This window comes from Marinimicrobium sp. UBA4209, assembly GCF_002381585.1.
GTDB lineage: Bacteria > Pseudomonadota > Gammaproteobacteria > Pseudomonadales > Cellvibrionaceae > Marinimicrobium > Marinimicrobium koreense.
This window is the reverse complement of sequence record NZ_DFTP01000097.1, coordinates 23,875-34,245: the sequence shown is the minus strand read 5'-3', so window position 1 is coordinate 34,245 and position 10,371 is coordinate 23,875. Positions and strand designations below refer to the sequence as shown.

The window sequence follows — 10,371 nt, the reverse complement described above, 5'->3', positions numbered from 1 at the left end:
GATGGGTTCACGGCGTGTCTTGAGAAGGTCTACCCCTTCCCGGCCCGGTCGTAATGCTCCCGCCGAACATACTGCAGGGCCCGCTTAGCGTGTACAATGTTGGCCCTGTGAATTCCGATGATGGACGAGCTCATGAGTAAGAAGAGAACCACCGATTTTGGCTACGAGCAGGTGGCCGTTGAGGAAAAAGCCGGCCGAGTGGCGAATGTGTTTCACTCCGTCGCGGCCCGTTATGACCTGATGAACGACCTCATGTCCGGCGGCGTCCACCGGTTGTGGAAGCGGTTTACCATCGAACTGGCGGCGGCCCGTCCAGGACAGACCATCCTCGACATTGCCGGCGGTACCGGAGACCTGAGCTACGCCTTTGCCAAAAAAGTCGGGCCGGACGGCCTGGTGGTGCTCGCCGACATCAACGAATCCATGCTCAACGTGGGTCGCGATCGGCTGACCGACCGGGGCATCGCCGGCAACCTGCAATACGCCCAGGCCGACGCCCAGTACCTGCCTTTCCCGGACAACACCTTCGACTGCATCACCATCGCCTTTGGTCTGCGCAATGTCACCGACAAGGACCTGGCACTGCGCTCCATGTTGCGGGTGCTCAAACCCGGTGGGCGGCTGTTGGTGCTGGAGTTCTCCAAACCGCAGAACCCGCTGCTGGAAAAAGCCTACGACACCTACTCGTTCAAGCTGCTGCCCTTCATGGGCAAAGTGGTCGCCAACGATGCCGACAGCTATCGCTACCTGGCCGAGTCCATCCGCATGCATCCCGACCAGGAAACCCTGAAGGGCATGATGGATGCCGCCGGCTTTGTGAACACCGAGTACCACAACATGACCGGTGGCGTGGTGGCCCTGCACAAAGGCATCAAGCCCTGATATGGATGCCACGCTGACCACCGCTGCCCTGACGGCCGCCGAAACCATTGTCCAGCGCGCCCTGCGCTATGACCCCGCCAGCCGGCTCGCACTCAGCAAGCTCGAAGGGCAAGTGCTGGCGCTGAACTTTACGCAACCCGAGTGGACGGTGTACGTCCTTCCCGGAGAAGGCCTGAGTTTCAGCAGTCACTGGGAAGGCGATATTCAAACGCGACTGACCGGCCCACTGAAAAACTTTATCGGTCTGGCGCGCGGCGAACAGACCAGTCTGGCGGGCTCCGGTGTGCAGTTGGAAGGCAGCCCCCATCTGGTTCAGTCACTGCAACGTATTCTCGGGCAACTGGATATTGACTGGGAAGAAGCCCTGAGTGAAGTGCTCGGCGATGTACTCGGTCATCAGGGCGCGGAACTGCTGCGCTCGGGAGGCCGTTGGCTAAAGGCGCGAGACAGCCAGGCCCGTCGACTGCTGGGCGAGTTCATTACCCAGGAGGCGGGGCTGGTTCCCGGTCGCGCCGAGCTGGACAATTTCTATCGGGAAGTGGACGAGCTGGCCTTGGCGCTGGAGCGCACCGAAGCGAGAATTCAACACTTGCAGACTCTTTTGCACCGAACCACTAAGGACTAAGCGTGTTAGTCGTACTCCGTCGCCTGCTCACCATCAGTTTCGTCATCTGGCGCTACCGCCTGGATCTGTTGATTCCGCCCGGTCAGTTGCCCTGGTATGTGCGGCTGTTCCTGCTGCCGTGCAAACTCAAACCTGCCGGCAAGATGACCCGGGGGGAACGACTGCGCCGGGCGCTGGAAGACTTGGGCCCGATTTTCATCAAGTTTGGTCAGCTGCTCTCAACCCGTCCTGATCTGGTTCCGCCGGACATGATGGACGATCTGAATCGACTGCAGGACAAGGTGCCGCCGTTCGACAAGTCCGAATTTCGTGCTCTGGTTGAGCGGGGCCTGGGGGAAAGCGTCGATACCGTGTTTGCCAGCTACGAGCAGGAGCCGCTGGCTTCGGCGTCGGTGGCCCAGGTGCACGGCGCCACCCTGCACAATGGCCAACGTGTGGTCATTAAAATTGTCCGCCCCGGTATCGAGCGGATCATCGAGCAGGACGTTCGTCTGCTGATGATGATCGCCCGACTGGTGGAGCGTTACAGCATCGACGGCAAACGCCTGCACCCGGTGGATGTGGTACGCGACTACCGCAATACCATTTTCGATGAGCTGGATCTGCAACGCGAAGCGGCCAATGCCTCCCAGCTTCGGCGCAATTTCGATGGCTCTGCGCTCCTGTATGTCCCGGAAATCTACTGGGACTACACCCGCAATAACGTGCTGGTGATGGAGCGCATTCACGGCATTCCCGTGACCCATATTGATGAACTTCACACCCAGGGCACGGACATGAAAGCGCTGGCCGAACGCGGTGTGGAGATATTTTTCAAGCAGGTATTCGAGCACAATTTTTTCCACGCGGACATGCATCCGGGCAACATTTTTGTCGCCACTGAAAACCCGGAATACCCCAAGTACATTGCCGTGGACATGGCCATTGTCGGCTCCCTGACCCGGGAAGATCAGTACTACCTGGCGCGCAACCTGCTCGCCATGTTCCGGCGCGACTACCGGCAGGTCGCCGAGCTGCACGTGCAAAGCGGCTGGGTCCCCGAGGGCACCCGGGTCGAGGAACTCGAAGCCGCGGTGCGCACCGTGTGCGAGCCCATTTTTGAAAAACCGCTGAAAGACATTTCGTTCGGGCACCTGTTGATGAGTCTGTTCCGCACCGCGCGTCGGTTCGATATGGAAGTCCAGCCGCAACTGGTGTTGTTGCAGAAAACCCTGCTCAATATTGAAGGGCTGGGCCGCCAGCTCTATCCGGACCTGGATCTTTGGGTCACCGCCCACCCCTTCCTCGAGCGCTGGCTGAAAGATCGCTTCCACCCCAAAGCACTGTGGGGACAATTCCAGCGCTACGCGCCGGAGTGGATGGAAAAATTTCCGCAGGTACCGGAACTGATTTTCGGTGGCCTGCAACAACTGCAGAGCCTCAGCAAGGTATCCCACCACCTGGAAGCCCAGACCCAGGAGCTGCAGCGCCAGCAACAGAACCGGCGCCGCGGACGTCGGCGTACCGTGATTGCCACCCTGGCACTGATCGGCTCCGGTATTACCGCCTGGCCCCATTTAGGCGGCCCCCTCACCGCCTGGGCCGAGCGCATTGACTGGGGGCAAATTCCCCCGGAGAGCTGGGCCTTGTTGACCCTCGGTTTGGCGGTCTTGATCCTGCGTAAATAAAGGTTGATTATTGCGCCACTTCTTGTGGCTTTTCTCCCGGCGATAGGCTACTGTTGATTAGAGCTGACAAAACGAAGGGGCACCCATAGCCCCCGTCAACACAACGTCGTGACCGAGAGTGAGACATGCCTGATTTTTGCGCAACCGGCCGCGCCTGCGCGTCCCGCTGGTTGTCCCTGCCTGCCCTTTGGCTGACCGCAACCCTCGCCCCATTGGCCAGTGAAGCCGCCTGTACGCTGCGCGATGGCGAGGATGTACCGAGCGTCCTGTTACCACTGCGCCATGAAGCAAGGCACGACCACCGCAGTTACTATGAAGACTTGCTGCAACTGGCCCTGGATAAAACCGAAACCGAGTACGGTCCCTGCCGGGTGACCGTTCCGGAAGGCTACAAACCGCAAGTGCGCCGCTACCTCGACCTTGAACGTAAAACCGGCGCCGACATCATTGATGCCACGGCAACGCCGGAACGCAGCGAGCGCTTTCGGGAGGTACCGGTACCGCTGCTGAAGGGATTGATGGGTTACCGACTGTTTTTTATCCGGGAATCAGATAAAGAAGCCTTCTCCAACATCCAATCCCTGGATGACCTGCGCACATTTCGGGCCGGACAGGGGGAAAACTGGTTTGATGCCACGCTGCTGAAAGCCCACGACATCCCTGTGGTCACCGCACCGAAATACGAATCCCTGTTTCGTATGCTGCAAGCGGAGCGGTTCGATTTTTTCCCCCGCGGCGCTCAGGAAATTCTCGATGAGCAGGCCAATTTTGATACCGAGGGTTTGATCATTGAACAGGATTTACTGTTGGCCTATCCCTCTCCGGTTTATTTTTACGTTCACAAAGACAATGTCGCGCTGGCGGACCGGGTGGAAACCGGCTTGCGACGAGCCATGGACGATGGCTCCTTCGATCAGTTTTTCAATGACCACCCCATAATTCGCGAAGTGTTTACCGAGCTGAACCTGTTTGAGCGAACCACCCTCTACCTGTGTCACCCCCACCACCGGGATCCGGCTTTGCTTCAGCGGCCCGATGCCTGGATTCGGCCCTGGCCAAAACGCTTGTGTGATAATGCGAGTATTCCTACACTTGATTAGTCCGATTTCCTTGTGGAGCCATCATTCACCGTGAGCCAGCCTTTGCCACCGTTACATCAGGAGGCTTCCCTCTCTGACCAGGGCTGCCCAGGCACGTCGCAAAGCCGGTGGTTTTTTCAGGCGCTGGCGGCTCTCATAACGAGCCTGCCCTTTCTCCTTCTCAGTGTCCCGGCCAGCGCCGCCTGCCAACTGAGCCCCGGCACGACCACGGATCAACTGGTACTCCCGCTACGTGAAGAAGTCCGCCACGACCACTACAACTACTTCGCCCAGCTGCTACAACTGGCGCTGGATAAAACCGCCCAGGATCATGGTCCCTGTGAAGTCATTCTGTCTGAACAGGCCAAACCCCAGGCGCGCCTGTATCAGGAACTGTCCCGCCAGGAAAACATTCACATCATTGACGCCACGGTCATGCCCGAGCGTGACGAGCGCTTCCGGGCCATTCCCTTTCCCCTGCTGAAAGGTCTGATGGGGTACCGCATTGCGTTTATCCGGGCCGATGATCAACCCCGGTTTAACCAGGTGGAAACCCTGGAAGACTTGCGCGCATTTCGGGCCGGACAAGGGGAGCGTTGGTTCGATGTGCAGGTACTGCGGATGCACGGGATTCCCGTCACCACCACCAGTAAATACGAGTCCCTGTTCCGGATGCTGCGGGCGGGGCGTTTTGATTTCTTTCCGCGCGGGGCACAGGAGGTGATGAGTGAAGCGGAGAGTTTTGACATCAGCGGCCTGACTGTTGAGTCGAGCCTGGTTCTGGCCTACCCCTGGCCGGTGTACTTTTACGTCAACAGAGAGCATACCCTGCTGGCCGAACGGGTCGAGGAAGGTCTGAAGCGCGCGCGAGCCGACGGCTCATTCGATGAATTTTTCCGGGCTCACCCGTTGATCATTGCGGTGTTTGAACAGCTCAACCTCGAGCAGCGCACCCTACTCTACCTGTGCAACCCGCAACACAGTGACCCGGCCCTGCTTCAACAGAGCGATGCCTGGATACGCCCCTGGCCCGAGGATCTGTGTGCCCGCTTCAGCCTCGACGCTGCCACCGTCAACTAGACAGCATGAACGTCACGGGTCCATCGTTCTGCAGACTGACCTGCATATCGGCGGCGAACACCCCGGTGGCGACCGGGTCGTGAAACTCACAGGCCCGACGGACAAAATGATCGTACAGCGATTCCGCCAACGCCGGCGAGCCCGCCCGCGAGAAACTCGGTCGCAGGCCCTTGCGGGTATCGGCCGCCAGTGTGAACTGTGAGACCACCAGCAGCCCGCCACCGGCCTGCTGCAGGTTCAGATTCATTTTCCCCTCCGCATCCGGGAACACACGATAAGCCAGAACCTTTTTCAACAACGCCTCGGCGCTCGCCTCATCGTCTTCTTTTTCGACCCCCAGGAATAACAGCAGTCCGGAATCAATTCGGCCTACCGTTTGCCCCTCCACCTCAACACTGGCGTGTTTGACACGCTGAATCAGACCCAACATCGAAAGCGACCTCAGGCCAGGTTATCTTCTTCGTGGCGCAACCGACGAACCATATCTTCGGTGGCCCGCACCAGGGCATCGACGGTGCCGGGTTCGGACGCCGAATGCCCGGACTCGCGGATAATCTGCAACTCGGCGTCGGGCCAGGCCTGTTGTAGCTCGAACGCATTGTCCAGCGGACACACCATGTCGTATCGGCCGTGGACAATCACCCCCGGGATACCGGACAACCGATGGGCGTTGCGCACAATCTGATCCGGTTCCAGAAAGGCCTGATTCACGAAGTAGTGCGCTTCGATACAGGCCAGGGCCAGGGCGCGATGGGGCTTGGAGAAGGACTCCACCACCTCGTGATTGGGTCGCAGGGTGGCACAGCGTCCCTCCCAGATGGACCAGGCCTTGGCCGCCCCCATCTTGAGCAGATCGTTGTCGCCGGTGAGCAATCGGTAGTAGGCCGAAATCAGTTCGCCCCGGTCGGCTTCGGCAATCGGCTGCAGGAAGTCCTTCCAGTAATCGGGAAATACATGGGCGGCCCCGCCCTGATAAAACCACGCCAGATCCTTCGGCCGGCACAGAAAAATGCCCCTGAGGATCAGCCCGAGGACCCGCTCCGGGTGGGTTTCGGCATACACCAAGCTGAGCGTCGAGCCCCAGGAGCCGCCAAACAGGACCCACTTCTCCACCCCCAGGAAGCGGCGAATCTCCTCCATGTCGTCCACCAGCGCCTGGGTGTTGTTACCCTCCAGGCTGGCGTGGGGGGTGGATCGACCGGCACCGCGCTGATCAAACAGGATGATGCGATAACACTCCGGGTCAAAGTAGCGACGATCATACCGCCCACAGCCGGCACCGGGCCCACCATGAACGAACAGCACCGGGATGCCATCGGGGTTACCGGACTCATCCACGTAGAGCTGATGACCATCGCCAACCGGAACCTGGTGGCGCTCGTAAGGTTTGATTTCGGGGAAGTAGGTGAGCATAGTGGCCCTTTAATGCTGTGCCAGAAACGGTTTTTATAAACTCGATGTGCCTTTATAACCCAGTGTAGAGAAGATGCAACCCCCGCGCCGCGAACGGCGGCAGATTCCTCCGTGTCCCTGGGGCACGAGTGGCGCCAAAGACTTTTCCAGCGCCGTTATCCATGCTTTAATGGTCACCCTGAATATAAGATAGACGCCCGCCGTTCAGGTCGGGCCCAAACATGACAGGTCATGCTTATGAACCCCATCTCCCGACGCAAATTCCTGCTGGGCAGCGCTTCACTGGCGGCCCTGGCCAATCTCAAGGCCTGTGCCATCAACGGTGCCGCCGAACGCACCGGACTGAAAAATCTCTACGGGGATGACTTCCTGGTGGGCACCGCCATCAGCAATCAGACTCTGGCCAACGACGACCAGCACTTGAAAGCCCTGATCGCCAAGGAGTTCAACTCCATCACCGCCGAGAACTGCATGAAGTCCGCGCTGGTCCAGCCCCGCCAGGGCGAGTGGGACTGGGAGCTGGCGGACCGCTTTGTCGAGTTCGGCCTGCAGCACAATATGGACATCGTCGGTCACGCCCTGGTGTGGCACTCCCAGGTGCCTGAGGACTTTTTCGTCTACCCGAACGGCCGCCCCATTGACCGTCAGGAGCTGATCAAGCGGATGGACACCCACATTCGCACCCTGGTGGAGCGCTACAAAGGCAAAATCAAGATCTGGGATGTGGTCAACGAAGCGATCGATGAAGACAAGGGCTGGAGAGAGAGCGCCTGGTTCAAAACCATGGGCGGCGCCGACTATGTCGAGCGCGCCTTCCGCCTGGCCCACGAAATGGACCCGGACGCACACCTGATCTACAACGACTACAATATGCACAACCCGGGCAAGCGGGAGTTTCTGGTCAACGTGCTGCGCGATTACAAAAAGCGCGGCGTACCGATTCACGGCGTGGGCCTGCAGAGCCACGTGGGCCTGGACTACCCGGACCTGAGTGAATTCGAAGCCAGCATCGAGGCCTACGCCGCCGAAGGCATGCGCATTCACTGCACCGAGCTGGAAGTGGACGTGCTGCCGGTCGCCTGGGAGCACACCGGGGCAAACATTTCGGACAACTTCGAGTATGCCGACGAGCTGAACCCCTACCCGGACGGCCTGCCCGAGGACATGCAGGAGCGACTGACCGAGCGCTACGTCGAAATGTTCAAGCTGTTCCTCAAGCATCGGGACAAGATCGACCGGATTACCCTCTGGGGCACCCACGATGGCGAATCCTGGAAAAACAACTTCCCGGTGGGTGGTCGCACCAACTACCCACTGCTGTTCGATCGCGATATACAACCCAAACCGGCCTACTTCGCCGTGGCGGACCTCAAACGCTGAATCCGTACCATTGAGCGCGCGGGCCTTCGGCCCCGCGCTTAACCCTTCTTCACACGGCCTGTGCTAGGCTGTATACACCATTCTTCACAGTGCCTGACATCCTCGCCCACTGATTCAAACCCACTTGGGCTGCGTATCATCAGGTCACACCCTTTTTCACTGATTTGAGGAGACTGACCATGGCTTCACTACTGACCCGCCTATCGCCCGTGCTGGCCTGCGCCGCACTGGGCCTGATGGCCGCTGGCGCTCAAGCGGACGATCACGCCACCATCATCGAAACCGAGAAGGCCAAGCTGAAGGTCACAACGGTGACCGACGGACTGAGCAACCCCTGGGGCATGGCCTTCCTCCCCGGCGGTGACATGCTGGTCACCGAGCGCTCCGGTGACCTGCGGATTGTCGGCGCCGACGGCACCAAGGGTCCCGCACTCAAGGGCCTGCCCGAGATTGCCAGCCGCGGCCAGGGGGGCCTGCTGGATGTGGCCATTGACCCCGACTTTGTCGACAACCGCTGGGTGTACTTCAGCTTTTCCGAACCCGGCGAAGGCGGCACCAGCACTGCCGTTGCCCGCGGCAAGTTGATGCCCAACGCCCAGGATGAACTGCAGGGCGTGGAGGTCATTTTCAGCCAGCAACCCAAAGTGCGCAGCAATGGCCACTTCGGCTCCCGCCTGGTGTTCCGCGACGACGGCACCCTGTTTATCACCATGGGGGATCGCCAGCAGGATTTTGAAGACAACTACCCCCAGGAGCTAGACAGCCACATCGGCACCGTGGCCCGCATCCACCCCGATGGCAGCGTGCCCGATGACAACCCATTCGTGGGCGATAAAGACACCCAGCCGGAAATCTGGTCCTACGGCCACCGCAACGTCCAGGGCGCTGATCTGCACCCGGACACCCGCGAGCTCTGGACTGGCGAACATGGCCCCCAGGGCGGTGATGAAATCAACGTGACCCGGGCCGGTAACAATTACGGCTGGCCGATCATCACCTACGGTGAACAGTACGGTGGTGGCAAAATTGGTGAAGGCACCGAAAAAGAAGGCATGGAGCAGCCGGTGCATTACTGGGATCCGTCCATCGCCAACGCCGGGATGATTTTCTACACCGGCAATCAGTTCCCCGAGTGGCGGGGCAACCTGCTGGTTACTGCCCTCAAGTTCCAACTGGTATCGCGCCTCGAGCTTGATGGCGAGAAAGTGACGCACGAGGAGCGGATGTTCGATGAAAGCATCGGCAAGCGCCTGCGGGACATTGAGCAGGGACCGGATGGCAACCTGTACCTGTTGACCGACGATCGCAATGGGGAAATTCTGAAGGTTGAGCCGGCGAAGTAGTCAGCAGGCTGAAGGAACGGTAAGAATTGTCGGGTTACGGCCTTTGGCCTAACCCGACCTACATAGCCCTCTCAGTAGGACGGATCGGTCCGACGCATCGGAGCGCGCAGCGCGTAATCTGCCACACTAACCCGACCTACATAGCTCACCGCCACACTTTCAGTAGGTCGGGTTAGGCCAAAGGCCGTAACCCGACGCAAGGAGCTAGCGGTGATTCTGCTCCACCAGCACCAACGGAATCTCACTCATCGTCTCTTCCGGCGTCGGCCGCCCCACCATTTCATCGTAGGGTGTCTGCATCACCAACCAGGCTTTATCGGCTCCGTGCTGAGCCAACCACCGCTTGGCCGCATACAGGCTGGGAAACTTCTCCGCCCGCCCACGGGCATCGCGCACCACCTCGATCTCATCCGCCCAACCCACTGGCGTTTCGGTATAACCGACCAGGTAATGCGCACAGTCGGCAAAACTCATCACCACCGCACGACGCTCCGAACGACTCGCTTCAGGGATCATTTTGCGCCTCCTCAGGCAAGGTACACAGGTAGCGGCCACTGCCGTACAGCCGCTTGAAACGCCGCTTCGCCCAGCGCCGGTACACCCGATCGACCACCGGGCCGAACACCGGCCAACGCAGCGGCTTGAGCAGCCACCCCACGCGGGTGTAACGCCAGGCCTCAACGCTGGCATCGGCGCCCACCAGCCACTGGCCATCGGGCAGGCGCAGATGCAGCTGACGCAACATGGCCTCGCGCTGCTCCGCCGGGAGCTGCCACTGCTTGTGGATATCCAGCAAGCGCAGCTGCGCCGACTTGAGACGCTTCAATAAAGTCATCTCTCGCTGACACAAAGGGCACAAACCGTCGTAATACAAGGTGGCAAGGGTCTGCCCAGGCTGTGGA

At 59.9% G+C, this 10,371-nt stretch carries 11 protein-coding genes; 7 read left to right on the top strand and 4 right to left on the bottom strand.

All coding sequences use genetic code 11. The annotated features are described in order from the left end of the window. The first annotated feature begins 132 nt into the window (after positions 1 to 132). The 5 genes from ubiE to B3187_RS14375 all read left to right on the top strand — a co-directional run bounded on the left by ubiE (position 133) and on the right by B3187_RS14375 (position 5,333). Positions 133 to 882 carry a bifunctional demethylmenaquinone methyltransferase/2-methoxy-6-polyprenyl-1,4-benzoquinol methylase UbiE gene (gene ubiE, locus B3187_RS14395; RefSeq protein WP_286807166.1) on the top strand — a complete coding sequence of 250 codons (750 nt, stop codon included), beginning with the start codon at positions 133 to 135 and terminating at the stop codon, positions 880 to 882. 1 nt (position 883) lies between these two features. Next, entirely contained in the window at positions 884 to 1,507 is a 624-nt protein-coding gene (locus tag B3187_RS14390) for a ubiquinone biosynthesis accessory factor UbiJ (RefSeq protein ID WP_286807165.1), read from the top strand. A 2-nt stretch (positions 1,508 to 1,509) separates the two neighbouring features. Next, positions 1,510 to 3,174: a ubiquinone biosynthesis regulatory protein kinase UbiB gene (gene ubiB / locus B3187_RS14385; RefSeq protein WP_286807164.1), complete on the top strand. Its 1,665-nt coding sequence runs from the start codon at positions 1,510 to 1,512 to the stop codon at positions 3,172 to 3,174. Positions 3,175 to 3,299: 125 nt separating this feature from the next. Further along, the gene (locus tag B3187_RS14380) at positions 3,300 to 4,274 is read left to right on the top strand and encodes a substrate-binding periplasmic protein (protein ID WP_286807163.1); all 975 of its coding nucleotides are present in this window, start codon (positions 3,300 to 3,302) and stop codon (positions 4,272 to 4,274) included. 42 nt (positions 4,275 to 4,316) lie between these two features. Next, entirely contained in the window at positions 4,317 to 5,333 is a 1,017-nt protein-coding gene (locus B3187_RS14375; protein ID WP_286807162.1) for a hypothetical protein, read from the top strand. On the opposite strand, the gene dtd is transcribed toward B3187_RS14375, so the two are convergent. Next, on the bottom strand, positions 5,326 to 5,763 hold the full coding sequence (dtd, locus tag B3187_RS14370; protein WP_286807161.1) for a D-aminoacyl-tRNA deacylase: 438 nt from the start codon (positions 5,761 to 5,763) through the stop codon (positions 5,326 to 5,328). The genes B3187_RS14375 and dtd overlap by 8 nt on opposite strands. A gap of 11 nt (positions 5,764 to 5,774) precedes the next feature. After that, the gene (pip, locus tag B3187_RS14365) at positions 5,775 to 6,746 is read right to left on the bottom strand and encodes a prolyl aminopeptidase (protein WP_123639197.1); all 972 of its coding nucleotides are present in this window, start codon (positions 6,744 to 6,746) and stop codon (positions 5,775 to 5,777) included. Between the two features lie 237 nt (positions 6,747 to 6,983). Here pip and B3187_RS14360 point away from each other — a divergent pair, with 237 nt between their 5' ends. Further along, positions 6,984 to 8,126, top strand: a complete 1,143-nt coding sequence (locus tag B3187_RS14360; protein ID WP_286807160.1) for an endo-1,4-beta-xylanase — start codon at positions 6,984 to 6,986, stop codon at positions 8,124 to 8,126. A gap of 179 nt (positions 8,127 to 8,305) precedes the next feature. Then, entirely contained in the window at positions 8,306 to 9,469 is a 1,164-nt protein-coding gene (locus B3187_RS14355; RefSeq protein WP_286807159.1) for a PQQ-dependent sugar dehydrogenase, read from the top strand. Positions 9,470 to 9,673: 204 nt separating this feature from the next. On the opposite strand, the gene B3187_RS14350 is transcribed toward B3187_RS14355, so the two are convergent. Beyond that, positions 9,674 to 9,985: a DUF6482 family protein gene (locus B3187_RS14350; RefSeq protein ID WP_286807158.1), complete on the bottom strand. Its 312-nt coding sequence runs from the start codon at positions 9,983 to 9,985 to the stop codon at positions 9,674 to 9,676. Then, on the bottom strand, positions 9,975 to 10,371 hold a 397-nt coding region (locus B3187_RS14345; protein WP_349678206.1), incomplete at its 5' end, for a DUF393 domain-containing protein. The genes B3187_RS14350 and B3187_RS14345, both read right to left, overlap by 11 nt.

Coding starts and splice junctions, on each gene's coding strand:
- B3187_RS14380 (WP_286807163.1), top strand. CDS start 3,300: ATGCCTGATTTTTGCGCAACCGGCCGCGCCTGCGCGTCCCGCTGGTTG.
- ubiE (WP_286807166.1), top strand. CDS start 133: ATGAGTAAGAAGAGAACCACCGATTTTGGCTACGAGCAGGTGGCCGTT.
- B3187_RS14355 (WP_286807159.1), top strand. CDS start 8,306: ATGGCTTCACTACTGACCCGCCTATCGCCCGTGCTGGCCTGCGCCGCA.
- pip (WP_123639197.1), bottom strand. CDS start 6,746: ATGCTCACCTACTTCCCCGAAATCAAACCTTACGAGCGCCACCAGGTT.
- B3187_RS14350 (WP_286807158.1), bottom strand. CDS start 9,985: ATGATCCCTGAAGCGAGTCGTTCGGAGCGTCGTGCGGTGGTGATGAGT.
- B3187_RS14390 (WP_286807165.1), top strand. CDS start 884: ATGGATGCCACGCTGACCACCGCTGCCCTGACGGCCGCCGAAACCATT.
- dtd (WP_286807161.1), bottom strand. CDS start 5,763: ATGTTGGGTCTGATTCAGCGTGTCAAACACGCCAGTGTTGAGGTGGAG.
- B3187_RS14360 (WP_286807160.1), top strand. CDS start 6,984: ATGAACCCCATCTCCCGACGCAAATTCCTGCTGGGCAGCGCTTCACTG.